This is a genomic window from Candidatus Limnocylindrales bacterium, assembly GCA_035626395.1.
GTDB lineage: Bacteria > Desulfobacterota > Binatia > UBA1149 > CAITLU01 > DASPNH01.
The window spans coordinates 101,473-124,260 of the sequence record DASPNR010000042.1 but is presented as its reverse complement, the minus strand read 5'-3'; the positions used below and the strand labels follow the sequence as shown (position 1 = coordinate 124,260).

The 22,788-nt window shown below is 66.7% G+C and carries 18 protein-coding genes and 3 tRNA genes; 9 read left to right on the top strand and 12 right to left on the bottom strand.

From position 1 onward, the window contains the following. Positions 1-48: 48 nt before the first annotated feature. From VEC57_16335 to VEC57_16305, 7 genes are all read right to left on the bottom strand, one after another. Positions 49-1,689: a fumarate hydratase gene (locus VEC57_16335; protein ID HYC00702.1), complete on the bottom strand. Its 1,641-nt coding sequence runs from the start codon at positions 1,687-1,689 to the stop codon at positions 49-51. Between the two features lie 87 nt (positions 1,690-1,776). Next, entirely contained in the window at positions 1,777-2,349 is a 573-nt protein-coding gene (locus VEC57_16330) for a hypothetical protein (GenBank protein ID HYC00701.1), read from the bottom strand. 41 nt (positions 2,350-2,390) lie between these two features. Next, on the bottom strand, positions 2,391-2,765 hold the full coding sequence (locus VEC57_16325) for a hypothetical protein (protein HYC00700.1): 375 nt from the start codon (positions 2,763-2,765) through the stop codon (positions 2,391-2,393). A 62-nt stretch (positions 2,766-2,827) separates the two neighbouring features. Continuing rightward, a tRNA-Arg gene (locus VEC57_16320) sits at positions 2,828-2,900 on the bottom strand. Between the two features lie 111 nt (positions 2,901-3,011). Continuing rightward, positions 3,012-3,833 carry a hypothetical protein gene (locus tag VEC57_16315; protein HYC00699.1) on the bottom strand — a complete coding sequence of 274 codons (822 nt, stop codon included), beginning with the start codon at positions 3,831-3,833 and terminating at the stop codon, positions 3,012-3,014. A 54-nt stretch (positions 3,834-3,887) separates the two neighbouring features. Further along, positions 3,888-3,982, bottom strand: a tRNA-Ser gene (locus VEC57_16310). Positions 3,983-4,124: 142 nt separating this feature from the next. Next, positions 4,125-4,763 (bottom strand): TetR/AcrR family transcriptional regulator, encoded by a 639-nt coding sequence (locus tag VEC57_16305; protein HYC00698.1) that lies wholly within the window; start codon positions 4,761-4,763, stop codon positions 4,125-4,127. Between the two features lie 298 nt (positions 4,764-5,061). On the opposite strand from VEC57_16305, the gene VEC57_16300 reads away from it, so the two are divergent. Next, complete coding sequence (locus VEC57_16300; protein ID HYC00697.1) at positions 5,062-5,865, top strand: hypothetical protein; 804 nt, start codon at positions 5,062-5,064, stop codon at positions 5,863-5,865. Between the two features lie 593 nt (positions 5,866-6,458). Here the strand turns inward: VEC57_16300 and VEC57_16295 are convergent. Continuing rightward, positions 6,459-6,548, bottom strand: a tRNA-Ser gene (locus VEC57_16295). A 50-nt stretch (positions 6,549-6,598) separates the two neighbouring features. Here VEC57_16295 and VEC57_16290 point away from each other — a divergent pair. From VEC57_16290 to VEC57_16280, 3 genes are all read left to right on the top strand, one after another. Next, the gene (locus tag VEC57_16290; GenBank protein HYC00696.1) at positions 6,599-7,660 is read left to right on the top strand and encodes a glutathione S-transferase; all 1,062 of its coding nucleotides are present in this window, start codon (positions 6,599-6,601) and stop codon (positions 7,658-7,660) included. A 178-nt stretch (positions 7,661-7,838) separates the two neighbouring features. Then, positions 7,839-10,349 carry a hypothetical protein gene (locus VEC57_16285; protein ID HYC00695.1) on the top strand — a complete coding sequence of 837 codons (2,511 nt, stop codon included), beginning with the start codon at positions 7,839-7,841 and terminating at the stop codon, positions 10,347-10,349. A 234-nt stretch (positions 10,350-10,583) separates the two neighbouring features. Then, complete coding sequence (locus tag VEC57_16280; protein HYC00694.1) at positions 10,584-11,912, top strand: hypothetical protein; 1,329 nt, start codon at positions 10,584-10,586, stop codon at positions 11,910-11,912. Between the two features lie 87 nt (positions 11,913-11,999). On the opposite strand, the gene serS is transcribed toward VEC57_16280, so the two are convergent. Next, complete coding sequence (gene serS, locus VEC57_16275; protein HYC00693.1) at positions 12,000-13,274, bottom strand: serine--tRNA ligase; 1,275 nt, start codon at positions 13,272-13,274, stop codon at positions 12,000-12,002. Positions 13,275-13,333: 59 nt separating this feature from the next. Further along, on the bottom strand, positions 13,334-13,756 hold the full coding sequence (locus tag VEC57_16270) for a YraN family protein (protein HYC00692.1): 423 nt from the start codon (positions 13,754-13,756) through the stop codon (positions 13,334-13,336). Between the two features lie 202 nt (positions 13,757-13,958). On the opposite strand from VEC57_16270, the gene gatC reads away from it, so the two are divergent. The 5 genes from gatC (at position 13,959) to VEC57_16245 (ending at position 18,993) form a co-directional block, all read left to right on the top strand. Continuing rightward, on the top strand, positions 13,959-14,246 hold the full coding sequence (gatC, locus tag VEC57_16265; GenBank protein ID HYC00691.1) for an Asp-tRNA(Asn)/Glu-tRNA(Gln) amidotransferase subunit GatC: 288 nt from the start codon (positions 13,959-13,961) through the stop codon (positions 14,244-14,246). Then, complete coding sequence (gene gatA, locus VEC57_16260) at positions 14,243-15,721, top strand: Asp-tRNA(Asn)/Glu-tRNA(Gln) amidotransferase subunit GatA (GenBank protein ID HYC00690.1); 1,479 nt, start codon at positions 14,243-14,245, stop codon at positions 15,719-15,721. The genes gatC and gatA overlap by 4 nt, the downstream gene beginning before the upstream one ends. Then, positions 15,718-17,187, top strand: coding sequence for an Asp-tRNA(Asn)/Glu-tRNA(Gln) amidotransferase subunit GatB (gatB, locus tag VEC57_16255; protein HYC00689.1), 1,470 nt, complete (start codon positions 15,718-15,720; stop codon positions 17,185-17,187). The genes gatA and gatB overlap by 4 nt, the downstream gene beginning before the upstream one ends. Before the next feature lie 36 nt (positions 17,188-17,223). Continuing rightward, positions 17,224-18,276, top strand: a complete 1,053-nt coding sequence (locus VEC57_16250) for a glycosyltransferase family 2 protein (protein ID HYC00688.1) — start codon at positions 17,224-17,226, stop codon at positions 18,274-18,276. Positions 18,277-18,438: 162 nt separating this feature from the next. After that, positions 18,439-18,993 carry a DUF1003 domain-containing protein gene (locus tag VEC57_16245; protein ID HYC00687.1) on the top strand — a complete coding sequence of 185 codons (555 nt, stop codon included), beginning with the start codon at positions 18,439-18,441 and terminating at the stop codon, positions 18,991-18,993. A gap of 120 nt (positions 18,994-19,113) precedes the next feature. Here VEC57_16245 and VEC57_16240 read toward each other — a convergent pair whose 3' ends face one another. Then, positions 19,114-20,661 (bottom strand): glycosyltransferase family 39 protein, encoded by a 1,548-nt coding sequence (locus VEC57_16240; GenBank protein HYC00686.1) that lies wholly within the window; start codon positions 20,659-20,661, stop codon positions 19,114-19,116. Continuing rightward, positions 20,658-22,775 (bottom strand): hypothetical protein, encoded by a 2,118-nt coding sequence (locus VEC57_16235; GenBank protein ID HYC00685.1) that lies wholly within the window; start codon positions 22,773-22,775, stop codon positions 20,658-20,660. The genes VEC57_16240 and VEC57_16235 overlap by 4 nt, the downstream gene beginning before the upstream one ends. Positions 22,776-22,788: the final 13 nt, after the last annotated feature.

Genomic DNA, 22,788 nt, shown 5'->3' with positions numbered 1-22,788 from the left:
ACGCCGACGCGCCGCGAAAGTTGCCGTCTTCGCGGCCGGAATCGGTTTTCAGGACGGCTTGGGAACGGCCTGCGGCTGGCAGCGGAAGAAGTCGTTGCCCTTGTCATCGATGAGAATGAACGCGGGAAAGTCCTCGACCTGGATCTTCCAGACCGCCTCCATCCCGAGCTCGGCGAAGTCGACCACCTCCACCTTCTTGATGTTCTCCTTGGCCAGGATGGCGGCCGGGCCGCCGATGGAGCCGAGGTAGAAGCCCCCATGCTTCCTGCACGCCTCGGTCACCGCCGGACTGCGATTGCCCTTGGCCAGCATGACCAGCGAGGCGCCGCAGCGCTGGAACGCATCGACGTAGGAATCCATGCGTCCGGCGGTGGTCGGCCCGAACGATCCCGACGGCATACCCTTGGGCGTCTTGGCCGGACCCGCGTAGTAGATCGGATGGTCTTTGAAGTAGGAAGGCAGATCCTCGCCGCGGTCGAGCCGCTCCTTGAGCCTGGCGTGCGCGATGTCGCGCGCGACGATCAGCGTTCCTGTGAGCGACAGGCGCGTCGTGACCGGATGGCGGGTCAGTTGCGCCAGGACTTCCTTCATCGGCCGGTCGAGGTCGATGGCGACGGTGCCTTCTTCCTTGATGACGCGAAGGTGCTCGGGGATGAAGCGGCCCGGATTCGTCTCCAAACGCTCGAGCCAGACGCCTCGCGCGTCGATGCGGCCCTTGATGTTGCGATCCGCCGAGCACGACACGCCCACGCCCACCGGGCAGGAGGCACCGTGACGCGGCAGACGCACCACGCGCACGTCGAGCGCGAAGTACTTGCCTCCGAACTGCGCGCCGATGCCCGAGCGCTGCGCGATGTCGAGGACGAGCTTTTCGACCTCGAGGTCGCGGAAGGCGCGGCCATGCTCGTTGCCGGTGGTCGGCAGTGAGTCGAGGTATTTGGCCGACGCGAGCTTGACCGTCTTCAGACACGCCTCCGCCGAGGTTCCGCCGATGACGAAGACGAGGTGGTACGGCGGGCACGCCGCGGTGCCGAGCATGCGAACCTTGTCTTCGAAGAACCGCGCCAGGCCCTCGGGCGTCAGCAGCGCGCGCGTCTCCTGGAACAGGAACGTCTTGTTGGCCGAGCCGCCGCCCTTGGCCACGAAGAGGAAGTCGTAGCTGTCTCCGGGCGTGGCATACAGGTCGATCTGCGCCGGCAGATTGGTCCCGGTGTTGACCTCCTGGAACATGTCGAGCGGCGCGTTCTGCGAGTAGCGCAGGTTTTCCTCCGCGTAGGTGCGGTAGACGCCGCGCGACAGATGCTCGGCATCGTCGGCGCCGGTCCAGACGCGCTGCCCTTTCTTGCCGATGATCGTGGCGGTGCCGGTGTCCTGGCAAAACGGCAGGATGCCTTCCGCGGCTACCTCGGCGTTGCGCAGCATCGTCAGCGCCACGTAGCGGTCGTTGTCGGAGGCCTGCCCGTCCTCGAGGATGGCCGCGACCTGTCGGAGGTGCTTTTCGCGCAGCAGGAACGAGCAGTCGCGCAGCGCCTGGTGCGCAAGGTAGCTGAGCGCCTCCGGCTCGACCTTGAGCACCGGCTCGCCGTCGAGCTGCGACTGCGAGACGAACTCGTGCGTGAGCAGACGATACTCGGTGGTGTCCTGGCCGAGCGGGAACGGATCCTGGTACACGAAGTCGGGCGCCTTCATCGGCGCGTGTATACCAGCCTCGTCAGGGAAGGCACGTCGTCCCGGGATCCTCGGACGCCGTCGCGGGATCCTCGGCTGCCGGCCGGGTCAGAACGGCACGACGACGACGTCGACGACGACTCGCGTCGGCACCTCGTACAGCACCACGTCTCCGTCGATGAAGCCGTAGGCGAAGCCGGGAGGCGGCGGCGACAGGCCGACGATCAGATCCTGCGGCAGCGGATACAGCGAGACGTCGCCGCTGAGTGCACGGCCGACCGAGTAGCGCTTGGCATGTCCGGGCGGCTGGCAGCCGTTGTTCTTCTTGCGCAGGCCTGGCGGGCAGTCGCGGCCGTCGGCGTAGCGCTCGCGGTAGTAGCTGACCACGCGCGAGCGCTGGTCGTCGCGGAATTTGGCCGCCTTCTGCTCGCGCTTCATGTACTCGTGCTCGGCCTTCTGCTCGCGTTTCTGATACTCGTGCTCGGCCTTGTGCTCGCGCTTCTGGTATTCGTGATCCAGCTTCTGCTCGCGCTTCTGATGCTCGTGCTGAGCCTTCTGACGCTGCTTCTCGGCGTGCTTGTCCGCGCCCTTGCCGCCCTTCTCCGCACTTGCCGGAGCGACGACCAGCGTCAGCGCGAGAAGCGATGGGAGGAGCGTCAGAAAGATGTTGATGCTTTGCATGATGGGCTCCTGATCGGGCGGGCTCGCGGCGCGGCGCGTGGCTATCGCGCGCGGCGCCCTTTCCTGTTCGATTTCTCAGCCGGTGCCGTGCCGTCCTGGCAGGCCTTCGCCTTGGCAATGGTCGCCTGAGCTTTTTTCAGCTGCCGTACGGCCTTGTCGGCCTGCTTGCGGCAGCGCTGTCCCTTTGTGTCGGGAAGATCGGTGGACTCGAGATTCGCGATGGCGGCCGCGACCTGCTCGTTGGCGGCATCGAGCTTGGGATCGGCGGCCTGCGCCGGGCTGATGAGGCCCGCGATCAGAAACGTCATCGCGACGGCGAGCGTCGCGCCACTTGGACGGAGTGCAATCATGCTCGAAATCTCCAGCAGCGCGTCAACGCCGCATTTCCACTGTGCCGCCGGCAGCGACGCTGTCAACGCCCCCGATGGTCGAGGAGCAGACGCCCAAGCTGCGGGATTATTCGTGGGAAGAAAGAGAGCGCGCCCGACAAGAGTCGAACTTGTAACCCCCAGATCCGTAGTCTGGTGCTCTATCCATTGAGCTACGGGCGCGTAAGAAAGACGCCGGTTTATAACGACGGAGGAGCAGAGGCGCAACTTCCGCTCCGCCTGCGCGGCCATGTCTCAAATGCTCAGATGCAAGACCTGACCCCGATGCGGGCGTCAGTAGTTCTGGTACGTGCTCGGCGGTGGTGTGCTCGGCATCGGAGACGGCGGCGGCAGCGATGGCGGCGCGGTGCCGGCATCGTCGGTCGACGGCAGCGCATCCGGCGGCGACATCACCGGCTCTTCCTCGGGCGGCGCCACCCACGTCTCGCCGCTGCGCATGGAGGCGAAGCACTCCGGATAGAACTGCAGCGTCTCCAGGATCTCCTGGACCTCAATGCTGGTGTCGGGCTTGGTGATGTTGGCGGTGGCCCAGTCGAAGCTGAGCACAAACGGATCGATCCAGAGGCTGATGATGGTGTGTCGCTGGTCGGCAGGCTGCGCGCGGCCGACGCCGGCGCGGCGGCCGCCGCGGCCTTCCCATTGCCACAGCGCATACATGCCGTTGGCGCCGACGTTGATGATCGGCGGCGGCGAGTAGTCGTGATCAAACTTGGGCTTGATGTAGTCGAGCTCGAAGCCGATGAACGCGCGCAGCGCCTGCTCGGCATCCATGCCGGCAACGGCAAAAGCCGAAACGCGGTTGTCGGTCAGGTAGACCTTGAGCGTGTGGTCGCCACGGTTCCACATGACGAAATCCGGAGTGGCCGACTGCAGCTTCCAGTTATGTCCCGGCAGGTCGATGGTGAAGCAGGGACGGTTCACCCAGTTATGCGCGTACCTGTAGCCGTAGTCGGTCGATTGGGAGAAGAAGGCCGGAGCGTCCGACGTGCCCGTACGGCGCGAACCCGGCAACATCTCGTGGTCCTGGGACGCTGAACAGCCCGCCACCAACAGAAGACCGGCAAGGCCCCAACGGGCGAGGGTTCGCTGTTTCAAGCCGTCTTTCCTCGGTTCGATTGGAGTCCGGCGGCGGCGCCGTCCGTATTCTAATGGCGGAGAGGGAGGGATTCGAACCCTCGGTGGAAGTTTAAAGCTCCCACACTCGCTTAGCAGGCGAGCACCTTCGGCCTCTCGGTCACCTCTCCGTTCAAAGGTCGCCTAGGATGTCCCGTCCGCCGCGCCGCCTCAACCCGCCGTAACAGCCTGTCCGCAGGCCGTGGAGGCGGGACGCGCGCCCGACGGCGCCGGTCCGCCGGCGTCCTCGGGTCGTCGCCGGAGGCGACCTCTCTAGTGTTCGTCGGTGCCGAGAATGCGATCGACGATGGTCAACGCGTGCGGAAGCAGGCTCATCAAGTCGATGTTCTCTCGCTCCAGCCAGGCGTTCAGGAACGGATGCGGTACACCGAGGATGACCGCCGCCAGCAGCTCCGCCGAAACGCCGCGCTTGAAGATGCCCTTGTCGAGCCCCTCCTGGCAGACATCGGTGATGCGGCGGACGAACTGGTTCTGGCGCTCCAGCGCCTCACCGACCAGCTTGTTGCGCAGCTCCCACTGAAAGCCGTTGGTGGCCGACATGTAGAGGCGGAAATGGCGGGCGTAGCGGTGGAAGTGCTCGAAGTAGTACGAGACCGACGCGACGATCTTGTCGCGAGGTCCCCGCGCTTCGTCCAGACGCTCGACCATCCGGTCGAAGAACATGTTCTGGGCGCGTGAGACCATCGCCCGGTACAAGTCCTCTTTGGAGCGAAACAAATTGTACAGCGTGCCGACCGAGATCTCGGCTCGCTGAGCGATGTCCTCGACCGAAGCGCCCGCAAAGGACGTGTCGGCGAAAATCTCCTCCGCCGCATCCAGCACGAGATTGAGGCGAAACTGAAGCTCGCGTTCCTTGCGGCTGAGCTTCTTCTCTTCAACGACTCCCGCCAAGGTCCCTCCAACTCAAAAAAATGAACGACGCTGCACGTCCTATAGTCTTCCCACGTGAGATGAGTCAAACCGCCGACGGTGACGAAGGTTGAAACTCCGGCTGCTCGGGGGTGTCGGGCTCCGGGATAGTCGCGTGTCTGCAATGCAATGGGTGCCTATTGCAGGGCCGCACGGCTGGACCAGACTTGCCGGGCCTTCTCCCGCGGCTGTCCCAGCGAGCGCAACATGGTGGATTTTGCAGCTAGACTGCGGACTTCGCCGTCATTTTTGATGCCGATAAAAAAGTAACGATTTCAGCGTGATCGACGCTTTGTTGACGGTTCGGACGAAGACCGTGAGGCGCAATGGAGGCGGCGAAGCCGGCTTGCAGGCGCTTCAACCTGAGACATGTCCCAGGGCGGACACTGCCGGCACGCTTCTTGTTACTGACAAGGCCGGAGGGATTACACCCATGCAGAATCAGACCGGCGACTCGATGATCAAGACCACCACTCCGACGCACCGTCGCGAGGCCAACCCCTATGGCGGCAACTTCATCCTGACGCCTTCCTTGATGGATTACCTGGCCCCTGACCTCACGCTTCCGGAGCAATACTTCCTCCGCCAGCAGGCGGATGACGGCATGGGGCCCGAACGAGCTCTCATGTACGCCGTCCTCAAAGACGGCATCCGCTGCTTCTACAAGAACGTGGGCGCGACTCGCCGCAAGTACAAGAAGATCTGCGCCGAAGCCGAAGAATGGATCGCCGAGGATTGCTGGGACTATCCGTTCTCGTTCCGCGTCATCTGCGACACGCTCGGTATCGACGCCGAATGCCTGCGCGGACGCCTACTTGGCTGGAAGGACGCCGAGCTGAAGCGCCGCGAGCTGACCGGCGACAAGTCCAGCCGTCAGAACGGCCGCAGCCCCTTCCCCGCGCCGATCGACCTCGACGGCCTCGAGCGGACTGGCCTCGAGTCCGAAATCGACGTGGATGTGGACCTGGATCAGGACTCCGACCTTGGATTTTCCTCGGGCGACGAGAGCGAGGACTGGAATGGTGTCGAGCACATCAGTCTGGACGACCTCGCCTACGAGGAGAGAGCTGGCACGGCGGCCTGACCGCCTGCACTAGTCCCCGCGGTCCGGGCTTTGGTCCCCCACCCTGAAGCCCGGGCTACAGCTTGCGTCCCCCCAACACGCAAGCTTCTACGGCGGCCTGTAGTCCCCCACAGGCCGCCGTTTCTTTTTCCTTCGCGCAACCCTCTTCCTCGAACGCCAAAACCGTGCAGCCACGCATTGGATGAACCGCTTACGCTGCTGTTAGCAGCCAGGGAGCCTCACGATCCGCGCTCGCCGGCGGGTCCGCGCCCCAGACCACTGCAACCCTGCCCGCACCGACCGCGGGCGCGGATAGTGGTGCAGCCGCAAGGCGGATGGCGAGAAGCGCGGCGGCGGGCTGGAGGCCCGCCAGAGCGAGCGGCGAGCCATCAACGCAGCGGATGCGCCGCTAGCCGCGTCCGCGCCCCAGACCACTGCAACCCTGCCCGCACCGACCGCGGGCGCGGATAGTGGTGCAGCCGCAAGGCGGATGGCGAGAAGCGAGCGGCGGCGGGCTGGAGGCCAGCCAGAGCGAGCGGCGAGCCATCCAACGTAGCGGAGGCGCCGCTAGCCGCGTCCGCGCCACACGAGCCTGCAACAACGCACGCTTTGGATGGCGGAGGGGGAGGGATTCGAACCCCCGGACCCCGTCAGGAGTCTCCGGTTTTCAAGACCGGCGCCTTCAACCACTCGGCCACCCCTCCGCTTCCCGTCGTTGTAACCCCGCAGCCGCAGGTCTACAAAACCGGCCGCGATGAGCGGCACCTACACCCTCTACACGATGCAGAACAGCCCGTACTCGGATAAGATCCGCGCGCTGCTCCGCTACAAGCGTCTCCCTTTCGACGAGCGCATCGAGAACGGAGAAACGCGCTTCACCGTGCTCCAGGCACGCACGGGCAAGACGATGGTGCCCGTCGTCATCACTCCCGACGACCGCGCGATCAACGACTCGACGACGATTGCTGCCCATCTGGAGGAGGCCGCACCCACACCGCCCACGCGTTGGAAGCAGCCGGTCGTCGATTGCCTGGCGATGCTGCTCGAGGACTACGCCGATGAGTGGCTCGTTCGGATCATGCTGAGCTCGCGCTGGTACCATCCGGCTGACGCCGCCCAGAATGCCGCGATCATCGCGGCCAACATGACCCACGGTGTCTACGGACTCGATTTTCAGACGGCCGCACGCGACTTCCCGCCCAGCATCATTGCGACATTGCCGAAAATGGGGGCTACGCCGGAGAACGCGGAGACCTGGTACGCAACCTTTCCGCGCATTCTCGACGCACTCGATCACGCGCTCGCGCGATCGCTGTTCATCACCGGTGCTTCACCTCATCAGTGCGATTTCGCGTTCTACGGGCAGCTCAACCAGATCAGACGGGACCCGACGGGGCACGATTGGATCAACCGTGGGCCTGAACGCGTACGGGAATGGATGCAAAGACTCGAGGCGGCGTGCGCAGGAGAAGAACCCGTCGTTTCGCCGTTGTCGGACGTCACGTCGCTCGAGCCGCTGTTGCGGCAGATGGCGGGAACCTACCTTCGCATGCAGGTAGCCAATGCGCTGGCCGTCGAAGCAGGCGCGACGCTCGTCGAAGCCGAGTTGGTCGACGGCCTCTCCTTCCGCGCGGCACCCGCCCGGTACAACGCGAAGCTGCTCGGCAACAACCTCGACCTGCTCGACAGGGTATTTGCCGCAGGTACGGAATTCCCCGATGTGCTGTTCGCACCACTTCGCTCGGAGCTTTCTTCGCTTCGCGACGCCGGTTCGCCGCTCGTGACGAATCGGGCGTCGCTGCACGCGCACTTGTAGAAAAGCAACATTTGTCTTCGTTCCGGGCCTCCGTCCGGGTGGCGAACGCGTGTGAACCTTATTGCTAGGTTTCTACCGTCGCTCAACATTGATTCATAAGCAGGCTCGCCCTGCATCGGGACTCGCGAACAGCATCCTGCGCCGCGAGCGCCCTCGATCTCGAAAGGAGGATTTCGCGATGGTTCGCTTCAAGAACGGACTCGGCGCACTCGTTTGCCTAATTTTGACCAGCTACGCGACGGTGGCCGCGGCCACACCCGTCACATTCGCTCGCACCGAACAGTCCGTCGACCTCGTCTCGGCTGGTGTAGGCGGCATCGGCAATGAGACGGCCAGCATCAATCTGACCGGCGTCAGCGGAACGGTTCGCAAGGCCTACCTCTACTGGCACGGCGTCGATCTCATCGAGGAAGGCGGCGACGGTGTGTATGACAACGCGACGATCCTGTTCGCAGGACAGCCGGTCGTCGGCACCTCCATCGGCGACACTTCCTCCAACTGCTGGGGCGCCGGTTCGAGCCGCGCGTACTTCGCGGACGTGACGAATCTGGTCGACGGCAACGGCAGCTACTCGATCGGCGGGCTTGCGGCGAAGGCGGGGCACGAGGGCAATGGCGCCTCTCTCGTCGTGACGTTCAACGACGGCAACCCGATCAACGACCGCGACTTCATCATCTTCGAAGGCAACGACGCCGATAATCCGCAGGGTTTCGACTGCCCGGTCGACGGCGGCAATGATGCCGGCGCGGCAGCGGCAAACGACACGTCCGAGCAGTGCCGCTGCAAGGTTCAGGGCGACGAGGACTGCGACGGCGACACCGAGGACAACGACAACGAGGCGCAGTGCCACCAGAACTGCGACAGCCACAACGGCGACTGCAATCCGCACTGCGAAGACGATCGCGAGTGCCACGGGAGCTGCAACCCGCACGACGGCTACTGCAATCCGAACTGCAAGCACGACGACGACTGCGACGACGAGGATTGCGACGACAACGACGGCGAGTGCAACGAGGACTGCGACCACGACGCGGACTGCGACCCAGCCTGCGATCCGAACGACGGCGTCTGCGACGAGCAGTGCGCGCACGACGACGATTGCGACGACGAGGACTGCGACGACGACGACGGCGATTGCAACCCCGACTGCGACGATGACGACGACTGCAACCAGAGCTGCAGCCCGCACGACGGCATCTGCAATCCCCGCTGCCACAACGACGACGATTGCGAAGAGTGCGACGACAACGACGGCGTGTGCAACGAGGAATGCCCGCACGACAAGGATTGCCACATGTCGTGCAATCCCAAGGACGACATCTGCAACCCGCGCTGCAAGAACGACGACGACTGCGCGAACACGTGCGACGACGATGACGGCGTATGCAACCCGAACTGCGCCGACGACGACGACTGCGACACCGCGTGCGACGACGATGACGGCATCTGCAACCCGGTCTGCGTGAACGACGAGGACTGCGAGGAGTGCGATGACGATGACGGCGTCTGCGAGCCGAACTGCGCAGGAGAAGACGACAACTGCACGAACTCATGCGACGACGACGACGGCATCTGCAATCCGCAGTGCGCCGACGACGACGATTGCGACGAAGACTGCGACGACGACGACGGCATCTGCAACGAGGACTGCAAGGGTCAGGACCACGACGACGATTGCGACGAGGTCTGCGACGACGACGACGGCGTGTGCAATGAGCAGTGCGCCGACGACGACGACTGCGACGAGCAGCCGTGCGACGACGACGACGGCCAGTGCGACGAAGAGTGCGATGGCGAGGACGACGACTGCGACCCGAATTGCGAAGACAATGACGGCCAGTGCAATCCGGCCTGCGACGACGACGAGGACTGCGGCGCAATCTGCACCGACACCGACACGGCCGGCTGGCACTTCCTGCTCCAGGACATCCACTACGGCGCAGGGCCGGTTTCCGTCGAAATGCACGTCGCCGATGGCCAGAACTTCGGTCCCGGCCAGGACGACGACGAACTGGTCTTCTCGTCGAACGAGGGCACGGCCATCATCCCGGACTCCGGGAGCCGCTGGGACGGCAAGAGCGTGCCGGACGCGGAGAACAGCCGCGCCGACAACGGCGCGCTGTGGGACATCCACACGTTCCACATCACGAGCGCGTTCGGCGAGTCCGGCGACTACGATATCGAGGTCGACGGCATGGATGACTCGCGCGACTGCAAGAGCCTGGTCGTGGCGATCGTGAACGTGGCCCAACGCGCCGCCGGCTGCGGCAATGGTGTGGTGGACGACGGCGAGGAGTGCGATCCGGATGCTCCGACGAACACCTGCGGCGGCTCGCTCACCTGCACCTCCAGCTGCGAGTGCGGCTGCGATACGGCGGCCGACTGCAATGACGGCATCGAGTGCACCGCGGACAGCTGCAACCTGATCAACGGCCAGTGCCTGCACGACGCGGAGACGTGCGTGTGTCCGGCCGAGTGCGGCAACCCGCGCGAGGACTTCGAGCGCGTCACCGCCGTGGATTCGCAGCACATTCTGAACACGGTCGTGGAGCTGGTGCAGTGCCCGCTGTGCGTCTGCGACGTCGACAGCAGCGGCGTGATCTTCTCCGACGACGCACTGGACGACCTCCGGCACGCGGTCGGCCTGCCGGTGCCTCTGGTCTGCCCGGACCTGCCGCCGGACGAATAGCCGCCGGCGATCCGCACCGGATCGAAACGACGGCCCGCGAGGTCTCCTCGCGGGCCGTCGTGCATTTGCAGCCGTTTTTCTGTCTGGGCCCGAGACCCGCTCCGTTCAGCAGGCGGCCGCAGCGCTTCTTCCGTGCATTTTTTGCCCGACCGTCTTGGCGCGCCGCCTCGTTAACCGTACCATCGGGGCCACACCCGGCTTTCTGCTGGGGGGCATCAAAAGGAGAAGGGAGAAATGCATCGATCACGTGTGGCAGCGGCCGCTCTGCTCGGCCTACCGCTGATTTTCCTCGCCGCCAGCGCGCAAGCGACGCCCGTGACGTTCGCGCGCTCGGAGAACAACACCGACTACATGTCCTTCGCCGTCGGCGGCGTCGGCGACGGGCCGGCCGACATCACCGTCAGCGGCCTGACCGGCAACGTCCGCAAGGCCTTTCTGTACTGGCACGGCGTGGACCTTACCGGCTCCGGCGGCGACGGCATCTACGACGCCCAGAACGTCACGCTCGACGGTGAGGAGGTCACCGGCCAGAGCCTGGGGGACGCCTCGACCAACTGCTGGGGCAGCGGCTCGAGCCGCGCTTTCTTCGCCGACGTCACCGATATCGTGGACGGCAACGGCACCTACACGTTTCTTCCGGAGTTGAAGACCGGCCACGACACCAATGGCGCCACCCTGGTGGTGCTGTTCAATGACGGAAACGGCAGCAACAACCGGGACCTCGTCTTCTTCGAAGGCAACGACTCGGATGCCGGCGGCTCCGTGGGCGATCCCACGGGCTGGCAGGCCACCCTCAACGACATCAACTACGGCGGCGGCTCCGTCCTCGCTCAGCTCCATGTCGCCGACGGCCAGGCCTTCGGTCCCGGCGACGACAACCCGGTCACGTTCACCTCGGCGGAAGGTATGGTCACCATCAATGACACCGCCAACCTGTTCGATGGGAACAGCGTGCCGGATGCGGGCAACGACCGCGCCAGCAACGGGTCGCTCTGGGACCTGCACACCTTCGACATCACCGGCGCTTTCAATGAGCCGGGAACCTATTCGCTGTCGCTGGCGCAGACCTACATCAACGATTGTCACAGTCTTGTGGTGACGATGATCGATCTCGCCGCAGGCGCGGCGCCATGCGGCAACGGCACGATCAACGAAGGCGAGGAGTGCGATCCCGCCGCCGTCCCCACGGGCTGCTCGGCTCCCGAGAGCTGCCTGAACAGCTGCACCTGCGGCTGCGACAGCAACTCCGACTGCAACGACGGCGAGCCCTGCACCGTCGACACCTGCAACCTGGAGACCGGCGCCTGCACGAACAACGACGACCTGTGCGGCTGCCCGCGTGACTGCGGCGACCCCGCCGACGACGAGGGCGTGATCACTGCGGTGGATGCCGGCTTCATCCTGAACGTCGCGGTCGAAATTCTCGAGTGCCTGCCCTGCGTCTGCGACGTCGACGACAACGGGAGCATCAACGCAACCGATGCCCTCAAGGACCTGCAGTTCGCGGTCGATCTGCCGGGCGAGCTGAATTGTCCCGAATTCGTGCTGCCGGCCGCCGAGTAGCACGACCGGCACTTGCGAAAGAAAGGCCCGCGGCGTCATGCGCCGCGGGCCTTTTTGCTGGCCTCGCGCGGGCAGCCGAGGCCGGCGTCAGGCGCGGCGGATCTCGGTCTGTCCGCCCATGTACGGCCGCAGCGCTTCGGGAATCTCCACGGTGCCGTCGGCGCGCTGATACGTCTCCAGCACCGCGATCACCACGCGCGGGAGCGCCAGGCCCGATCCGTTCAGCGTATGCACCAGGCGCACCTTGCCGTTCTCATCGCGGAAACGGATGTTGGCTCGTCTTGCCTGGAAGTCGGTGAAGTTGGAGCACGAGCTCACCTCCAGCCACTCCTTGCAGCCGGGCGCCCACACCTCGATGTCGAACTTCATCGCAGCGGTGAACGACAGGTCGCCGGCGCACATCTGGATGATGCGATGCTGGATGCCGAGCCTCCGGCAGACCGCCTCGGCGCATGCCACGAGACTCTCCAGCTCCGCGTCGGAGGTGTCGGGATGGACGAACTTGACCATTTCGACCTTGTCGAACTGGTGCCCGCGCTTGATGCCGCGCACGTCGCGCCCCGCCGACATCTTCTCCCGGCGGAAGCACGGTGAGTAGGCCACGTGGCGGATCGGCAGCGACGCCCCGTCGAGGATCTCGTCGCGATAAAGGTTGGTCACCGGCACTTCGGCCGTCGGCACGAAGTAGAAGTCCTCTTCGGCGTCGCGGTAGAGGTTCTCGCCGAACTTGGGAAGGTTGCCGGTGCCGTACAAGCACTCCTCGCGCACCATCGCCGGCGGATACACCTCGACGTGGCCGTGCTCGCGCGTGTGAAGGTCGAGCATGAACGTGATGAGCGCGCGCTGCAGGCGCGCCCCGTCGCCGCGCAGCACGTAGAACCGCGATCCCGAAATCTTCACGCCGCGGTCGAAGTCGATGATGCCCAGCGCCTCGCCGAGATCCCAGTGCGGCCGCGGCTCGAACTCGAACGTGCGCGTGGCGGCTTCGGTGCGTACGACGACGTTGGCGCTGTCGTCGGGGCCGGGTGGAACATCGGGATGGGGAAGGTTGGGCAGTTCGAGCATGCGCCGGCCGAACTCGGACTCGGCCTGCTCGAGCTCCTTTTCGGCGCTCGCCAGCTTCTCGCCGAGCGCGCGCACCGCGATCTTGGCAAGCTCCATCTCGGGCCCCGGCTTCATGCCGCCGATCTGCCGTGAGGAGCTCTTACGCTCCGATCGCATCGATTCGACCTCGGTCAGAAGCGTGCGGCGGCGGCGGTCGAGCTCGAGCACGCGATCGAGCTCCTCGTCGGGGCAGCCGACCAGCGCGAGGCGGGCCCGTACCATGTCTGTTTGATCACGCAGAAGTCGGATGTCGAGCATGCGGGCGTCCTGTGTCGCCGGGTCGGCTACCGCAGCGCGCGCTGACCTCGAGGCGGGATTCAGTAGTCGGAGGGGCAGTCAAAGGCATTCACGACGTGCGTGCAAGCCATGCCGTGACCATCCACCGCCACCACGTCGAAGCGCGCGCGGCACCGGCTCCAGCCAGCGCCTACCAGGAACGCTCGCGCCAGGCGCGTCAGCCGGCGCTGCTTGCGAGGATCGACGGCCTCGAGCGCTCCTCCGTTGCGGCGCGTCTTGACCTCCACGAATACGACCACCTCTCCGTCGATGGCGACGATGTCGAGCTCGCCGAGCGGGCTGCGCACGTTGCGCGCGACGATGCGGTAGCCGCGGCGCTGCAGGAAGGCAGCCGCGGCCTCTTCGCCGGCAATGCCGAGCGCGCGGCGCGGGTTCGTACGCGGCGGCGGGGAGGCGTCTCCGGCGGCGGCGCGTCGAATGGTTGGGTTGCCATCGTGGGCCATGTCGCACCATCGCCCCGATGGCAGCGTTCGCCAATGTCATGACCGTCATAGGATGCGCAGGCGGCCACCGATCGCATCGCGGCCTCAGCCGTCGACGGCCGCAGCACGCGCGCCCCGCGCTGCATCGCATGGCTGCGACGACCGTTTCTGCTCGTCCTTGCGAGGTTTTGCGCCGCATGGCGCGGCGTGTTAATCGCGACCAATGTCCATCACACGAGCCGACATCGAGCGCGTGGCCGTGCTGGCGCGGCTGCACCTGACGGGAGAAGAGGTCGATCGTCTGACGACGGATCTCGGCCGCATCCTCGAGTACGTCGGCAAGCTCGGCGAGCTCGACACCACTCACGTCGAGCCCACCTCCAGCGTCGTCGCCATGAGCACGCCGTTTCGCGAAGATGCCGTCACCACCGGCGGCGATCCGGACTCGGCCGTGGCCAATGCTCCGCGTCGCGACGATCACTACTTCGTCGTCCCCCGAATCATCGAATGAGCAGCGGCGGGCCTCTGAACGAGCTGCCGATCGAGGAGGCGTCGCGCCTGTTGCGCGAGCGTCAGATCAGCTCGCGCGAGCTGACGGTGGCCTGCCTGGCGCGCATCGAGGCCACCGACGGCGCCATCGGCAGCTTTCTCGAAGTGACCGCCGAGCATGCGCTCGCGCAGGCCGACGCCGCCGACGCGCGCCTGCGCACCGGCAATGACGTTACCGCGCTGACCGGGATTCCCATCGGTCTCAAGGACATCTTCCTGACCCGCGGCATTCGCACGACGTGCGCCTCCAGGATCCTCGAGCCGTTCGTGCCCACCTTCGATTCCACCGTCGTTGCACGCCTGGCGCGCGCGGGCGCGGTGCTGGTGGGCAAGCTCAACATGGACGAGTTTGCCATGGGCTCCTCCTGCGAGAATTCCGCGCTCGGCCGCACGCGCAACCCGTGGGATCCGCAGCGGGTGCCCGGCGGGTCCTCGGGCGGCTCGGCAACGTCGGTGGCCGCGCGGCAGGTGCTCGGCAGCTTCGGCACCGACACCGGCGGCTCCATCCGCCTGCCGGCATCGTTCTGCGGCATCACCGGACTCAAGCCCACCTATGGCCGCGTCAGCCGCTACGGCGTCATCGCGTTCGCCTCCTCGCTCGATCAGGTCGGGCCCATGGCGGCCAGCGCGCGCGGCACGGCGCTGCTGCTGGAGGCGGTCGCGGGAAAGGATCCGCTCGACTCCACCTCCATCGCCGCGCCGGTTCCCGACTACATCGGCACGATGACGACCGATCTGGCCGGAGTGCGCCTCGGCGTCCCGCGCGAGTACTTCATCGAAGGCCTGGATGCCGGCGTGGAGGCTTCGGTGCGCGCGGCCATGAAGAGACTGGAGGAGCTCGGCGCCATGCTCGTCGAGGTCAGCCTTCCGCACACCGAATACGCCGTGGCCACCTACTATATCGTCGCCACGGCCGAGGCCTCTTCGAACCTCGGCCGGTACGACGGCGTGCGCTACGGCCTGCGTCGTGGCGAGGAAGGCGGCCTGCGGGAGATGTACGGGCAGACGCGCGATGCCGGCTTCGGCGCCGAAGTGAAGCGCCGGATCATGCTCGGCACCTACGTCCTGTCGGCCGGCTACTACGACGCCTACTACCTCAAGGCGATGCGGGTGCGCACGCTGATCCGCGCCGATTTCGACGACGCGTTTTCGGTCTGCGATGCGATCGTGACGCCGACGGCACCGCAGACGGCGTTCGTGGTCGGCTCTCGCACCGACGATCCGCTCAAGATGTACCTGTCGGATATCCTGACGATCTCGGTCAACCTTGCCGGCCTTCCAGGAATGTCGGTGCCGTGCGGCTTCGATTCCGACGGCATGCCAGTAGGCATGCAGCTGATCGGACGTCCGCTCGACGAGGCTACGCTGCTTCGCATCGCGGCAGCCTACGAAGGCGCCACCGACTGGCACCGGCGCATGCCGCAGGTGGCCGAATGAGCCCCCGCTCCTACTACGAGGACGGCGGCTTCGAGGCTGTGCTCGGGCTGGAGGTGCATTGCCAACTCGCCACCGCCAGCAAGCTGTTCTGCGGGTGCTCGGCCGCGTTCGGCGGCTCGCCCAACGAGCACACCTGCCCGGTGTGCCTCGGCATGCCGGGCGTGCTTCCGGTGCTGAACCGGCGCGCGGTCGAGTACGCGATCGCCGCCGCGCTGGCCACGGACAGCACCATCAACCGTACCAGCCGCTGGGCGCGCAAGAACTACTTCTATCCCGACCTGCCCAAGGCCTATCAGATCACGCAGTACGAGCAGCCGTATTGCGAGCACGGCAGGGTCACGTTCGAGATCGACGGCCAGCAAAAGACCGTGCGCCTGACGCGCATCCACATGGAGGAGGATGCCGGCAAGAACGTGCACGACGCGCACGCGGCGTGGTCGCTGGTGGACCTGAACCGGGCCGGCGTGCCGCTGCTCGAGATCGTCAGCGAGCCCGACATCCGCAGCGGTGCCGAAGCGGCGGCCTACATGCGCAAGATGCGCTCGATCGTGCGCTACCTCGGAATCAGCGACGGCAACATGAACGAGGGCAGCATGCGCTGCGACGCCAATGTCTCGCTCAGGAGGCGCGGCGAGGAGAAGCTGGGCACGCGCACCGAGATCAAGAACCTCAACAGCTTCCGCTCCATCGAGCGGGCCGTCGCCTACGAGATCGAGCGGCAGGCCGAGATTCTCCTCGGCGGCGGCACCATCGTGCAGGAGACGCGGCTGTGGGACGCCGACCGCGGCGTCACGCGTTCCATGCGCAGCAAGGAAGAGGCGCACGACTACCGCTATTTCCCCGAGCCCGACCTGCTGCCGCTGGTGATCGAGGAAGAGCTGATCGCGCAGGTGCGATGCCAGATGCCCGAATTGCCGGATTCGAGGCGTGCCCGCTTCGTCTCCGAATACGGCCTTCCCGACTACGACGCGGCGGTGCTGACGGCGAGCAAGGAGCTGGCGGACTGGTTCGAAGCGGCGGTGGCCTTGCATCGCAGCCCCAAGGCGCTGTCGAACTGGATCATGAGCGACGTGATCCGCATCGCCGCAGAAGCGGCCGGCGATGCCGAAGCCGACTATACCAGCCTTCCCATCACGCCGGCACAGCTGGCCGAGCTGGTGTCGCTGATCGACGACGGCACCATCAGCGGCAAGATCGCCAAGGTCGTGTTCCAGAAGATGGTCGGCACGACCGATGCCCCGCGCGCGATCGTCGAGCGTGAAGGGCTGGTGCAGGTCACCGACGAGGGCGCGATCGCCGGCATCATCGACAGGATCATTGCCGCCAATCCCGACAAAGTCGCGGAGTACCGCGGCGGCAAGGACAAGCTGTTCGGCTTCTTCGTGGGCCAGGTGATGAAGGAGAGCGGCGGCAAAGCCAATCCCGCAACCGTCAACCGCATCCTCAAGGAGCGCCTCGGCGGCTGACCGGCCCGCCGGCAGCCGAGGCTTGCGACACCGGCCATGGCCTCTGCAACGGCTACTTTGCTGGATGAGTCCGCCGCCGATCCTTCCTCGCTCATAACCTGCATCGTCGTCCATTACGGCGATCCCGCCGCAACGAGGCGATGCCTGGACAGCCTCTCGGAGCTGCCGGCCGTGGTCCTGGTCGACCAGCCGCCGACGCGCTTCGGCGCGCATCCGGTCGTCACGCGCCGCATCCAGACCGATTCCAACATAGGCTTTGCCGCCGCATGCAACCGCGCGGTGTCGACGGTGACGACGCCGTTCGTGCTGCTGCTCAACAACGATGCCGTCCTGGACGATGGCGCCGCGGCCAGGCTGTTCGCGGTAGCCGGATCGATGCCGCCCGATGCCGGCGGCGCGTGCCTGAAGCTGCTCGGGCTGGACGGCCGCACCATCCAGAGCGTCGGGGGGCTGCTGTTCACGCGCGACGGCATCGGCTTTCCGCGCGGCTTCGGCGAGGCCGACCGCGGGCAGTACGACGCGCTGGCCGAAGAGGAAGTAGGCGTGCCTTCCGGCGCATGCGCCCTGTACCGCACGGATGCGTGGCGGGCAGCGGGCGGCATGCGCGAGGAGTTCTTCTGCTACTGCGAGGACGGCGATCTCGGCCTGCGCATGATCGCGCTCGGCTACCGCTTCGTGTCGGCGCCGCAGGTCGTGGTGCGCCACGAGCTCTCCTCGAGCAGCGGCGCCCATTCGATGTTCAAGGCCTTCCACGTCGAGCGCAATCACATCCTGACGATGGTCCATTCCGCTCCGCTGGCCACTCTGGCGTGCCTGCCGTTGTGGACGATCGTGCGCCTGGGGCGCCTGGGACTCGATGCTGCGCGCGGACGCGGCGCCGGCGCCGGCCTGGCCAGCGAGGCGCCGCCGCGCGAGCTGGTGCGAACGGTGCTGCGGGCATGGAGCGATAGCGCACGCCTGCTCGGCGCAGCGTGGAAGCTTCGCCGCGATCTGCGGCGAGCGGACCGGCGAGCGGCCGAGCGCGTGCGAAGATTCCTTCGCACGCGGCGCGCCTCGTTCGCGGACTTCGCGCGCTCGCGAGGCGAGTGAACATCGCGCAGCTCCGCGTCCGCAGGCGCGCGCGAGCGCAACCCCTCCGAGGCCGCCGCGCCACCCCCACCGCGCAAAATCTGCAAACGTTTGGCGCCGCCGGGCACCGCGCATGGACGATGGCCCTGGCAGCGGTCGCACGGAGGCCGCACAGTCGGCACCGTGAATGGTGCCTACGCAGCGCCGACGAGAGCCCGCCGGGGCCCCACCGAAGGCGGCATCCTCGAACGCAATATCCAGGCGCTTCTTCGCCGGCGTGAGCAGGAGGAGCAAAACAAGCGCCCGGGCGACCGCATCGCCGACACCATCACGGCCTTCACCGGCAGCATGGTGTTCGTCTACCTGCACGTGCTGATCTTCGGCGCGTGGATCGTCATCAACCTTGGCTGGCTGCCGATCGAGCCGTTCGATGCCACCTTCGTCGTGCTGGCCATGATCGCATCGGTCGAGGCGATCTTCCTTTCGACGTTCGTGTTGATCAGCCAGAACCGCATGGCCGCCATGGCCGACAAGCGCGCCAATCTCGATCTTCAGGTCAGCCTGCTGGCCGAGCACGAGATCACGCGCCTGGTCACGCTGGTCACCGAGATCGCCCGCAAGATGGACATCGAAGCGTCGCGTGATCCCGAGCTTTCGGAGCTCGCGCAGGACGTCGCGCCCGAGAAGGTCCTGGACAAGATGGAGGAGAGCGAGCGCCTTCAAAAGGCGGACGCATAGCGCTCCCGAGGCGGGCGGCGCATGGTGCTCACCGAGGCGCGCGGCGCATGGCGCTCACGAGGCGCACGGCGCATGGCGCTCAGCGAGGCGGGCGGCGCATGGCGTCAGCCAGGCGGGCGCTCAGCGCGAACGCCGCTCGCGTTTCTCCACCTGCACGACCTCGAGCACTTCAGCCCGTGCCGTGCCGGGAATCGACCATCGGACCTGCTGCGTGTCCGCTGCCAGCGCCCGCCGCAGCTTCCCCGCCGGACCGCCGGGAAAGCCCACCAGAAAGGCCGTCTCGCCCGGGCGCAGCCGCTCGCCGCCGTGCAGGCGCCGCACCGTCACGCCCGGCGTGCCGTGCGCAAGATACAGAAGCGGCTGCAGCGTCCACCAGTCCTCGGCGATCACGCGCACCGGCGTGCGGGTGGACCGCCGTTCAATTTCGTCGCGTATGCTCTGCCACGCGGCTGCCTTGGGCTCGATGTCGCCGGTCCAGAACGTGCGGTGAGACGTCGACCCGGTAAGCGCCAGTTCACGGAAGTAGCCCACGTGCGTATGACCGAGGGCGATGATGCCGATTGCCAGCGATAGGACCAGTCCCGTCCGAGATGCGAGCGGGCGCGTGGAAAGGCGGCCCAGCAGCACGGCAGCGCATAGGACCACCGGCGTGACCAGCACCATGGCGTAGCGCTCCGAGTGCGGCTCCAACGCGCGCGTTCCGGCAACGATCGCGAAGCCCGCCAGGGTGCCGATGAGCCCGGCAAGCATTCCGGAAAACGCGCGCGACGAGCGTATGGCCGCACGCCCGCCGGCGACTGCGATGGCGGTGGCCATCGCGAGCACGAGCCAGCCGGCAATCGTGCCGGGCCGCGCCAGCGGCGGACCCGCCGTGTACGCGAAAGGCGCGGCGCCGGCGAGGAAATCGCCGAGTGCAGCGGCAAAGCGCGCCCAGTGCTGCCAGGAGAGCGCGCGCTCGACCCATTGCGACGGCGTCACGACCGACGCCGCCGAGGAAGTCAGCACGAGCACGGGCAGTGCTGCCGCCAATGCGATCATCGGCGGCACGACGCGACGTGCCGCCTGCGCCAGCGATGCGGACGCATCCGCCGTTGCCAGGATGATCCCAGCGAGAAACGGCACGACAAAGACGTTCGTCGGGTGATTCCACAGCGCGAAGGCAACGAGTGGCGGCAGAAGCAGCCAGCGCCGTTCGAGCGCTGCCCACGCCATGAGCGCGCCGAGAAGCGGCCCGTGGCTGGTGTCCCAGCCAAGGCGTGCATAGACGATGCCCACGGGAAGGCACGCCTGCAGCAGCAGGCCGACGCGCGCCGTCTCGTTGCCGAAGTGACGCCGCAGCGCCACGTACGTCACCGCCATCGCCGCCACGCTCGTCACCACCGATGGCACGCGCAGCACCCACAGCTCGCGCGGCAGCACCGCAAGCGCGCTCCACAGCAACGCCAGATGCAGGGGCCCCGGCAGGTTGCCGGTGGGAGTGCGCGGAATCGCCGCGCCTTGCTCCATGCGCAAGAGCTGAACCGCGTACCACGCCTCGTCGCCGTTGATGCCGGGCCAGCGCCCGAGCGCCCACACGCGGTCCCACAGCGCCCAGGCCAGCACCAGGACCGTGACAGCAGCGAGGCAGCGAGGCGAAGCGGCGATGGTGCGCACCGCCTCTGCGCTCACTGCGGAATGGTTGTGGTGGGCGGCGATGCGAGCGTGGTCGTCGGAGTCGGCAGCGTCGTGGTGCTCTCTGCGAGCGTCGTCGTCGGCTCGGGCAGCGTGGTCGTCGCGGTCGGCAGCGTCGTGGTCGGCTCGCCGATCGTCGTCGTCGGCGCCGGCAGTGTTGTCGTGGTGGGCAGGACGAAGGTGGTCGTGGTCGTCTGCGTCGTGGTCGGCGCCGGCTGCGTCGTGGTGGTCGAGCTGGACGTCGTCGTCGTCGTCGTCGTCACGAGCGGCGCGCACATCAGCTCCACCGGAAGGCCGACGGCGAAGCGCAGCACGATCAGCGCGTCACTGGCGAGGACCCGGCCGTTGTTGTCGACGTCGCATGCCCAGGCATGGCACGCCACCGGCTGTCCGACCGCGCTCTGCAGGATGCGCAGCGAATCGGTCGCCACCACGTTCTCGTCGCCGGTGGCATCACCGCACGTCAGCGTATCGCACGTCACCGAGCAGCCGTCGGTCTCGTTGGCGTTCTGGTCGTCGCACTCCTCGACGCCTTCCTCGACCAGACCGTCGCCGCAGCTGGCCGCAATGCAGCCGGTCAGGCAGGCATCGGTGTCGACGCTGTTGCCGTCGTCGCACGGCTCGCCTGCATCGACTTCGCCGTTGCCGCATACCGGACAGCCTTGGAGCGTGGTGTCGACGACGAGCTGCGGCGCGGGCGTCACCGTGCCGAGCATCACCGGCGGCTTGCCTTCGTCGCGGTACACGAGCTTGTTCTGGCCGCTGGGCTTGGTCAGCAGCGAGCTTCCTGCGGCCAGCCGCATGCTCTCGCGCACGACGAAGAGGTTGAGGCCATCGACCGAGTTGTTGTCGATGGCGGCTGTGGGCTCGAGTCGGATGCGGCAGGCCATCCAGTCGACCTCGGTCTCGGGACGATTGGCCATGACGTCGCCGCCGGCATCGATGTCGCCGAGCGCATCGACCTCGAACGTGCCGCCGGTGCCGCCCGGCTTTCCGATCAGGCTGAACGTTCCGTCGAGCGTGACCGACCCTTCCGAATCCAGCGCAATGGAGCCGACGTTGGCCGCGTCGACGACGAGGAATCCCGTCGAGCCGACCTGGATCGGCCCCACGGCCGTCAGCTCGATGTCACCGCCCTCGCCCTCTCCGCCGTCGGCCACGGCTTCGATCCTGCCGTTGTGCGTAACGGCCCCTTCGGCCTCCACGGTGAGGTAGCCGCTGTAGCCGTCAGGGGCCGACCCCTCCGAAACCAGGACAGCGAACTGGCCGACCACGATGTTGCGCTCGGCTGCCAGCGAGATGTCTCCGCCGTCGCCCGAGAAGCTGTCCTCGTCCTCGTGGCCGCGCGATTCCACCACCGTACGGTCGGCGTCGGTGCCGCCGGAGATGATGATGTCGCGCACCGCTTCGATGTCGATGTCGCCGCCGTAGCCTGCGCCGCCCACCGCCGTGGCCGAGACGTCCGCCGAGATCAGCACGTCGCGGTCGGCGTAGATGGTGATGTCGCCGCCGTCGGTGTCGCCGCCGAGCGCCGTCAGCGCCGCCTGCACCGATACGTCCTTGACGGCCGTCAGGTCGATGTCGCCGCCGAGGCCGAAGCGGCCGGCGTCGGTCTTGATCAGACCGTGGATGGCGACCGAGCCCTCGTAGGATTCGATGCACACCGAGCCGCCATCCGAGTCCAGCGTGCTGCCGCGCATGTCGATCGTGGATGCGATCACCACGTTGTTCGTGGCTTCGAGGAAGATCGTGCCGGGATCGACCGTGCGCCCGTTCACGAGCGCCTGGATGACGAGCGTTCCGTCGGCGGCGATGGTGACGAGGCCGCCGGACTCGGGACCCTGCACGTCGATGCCCAGGCCGCCGACGACGATGTTGCCTGCAAGCACGGAGGCGCCGCCGGAGCCGAAGTCGAGCAGCCCGCCGGCGCCCACCACGAGGCCACGGGTGCCGAAATCGAGGACGCTGCCGTTCACGATCTCGATGCGCTGGTGGATGGTGCACGGATCGGCGGTCGCGGTGCAGACGTCGAGCGCATCGTCGGCGATGATGTCGGCGGCGGCGGGCGTGGCCAGCAGGCACAGGATCAGGGAGAGGACTGGCAGCATCATCGTAGTCGGCATC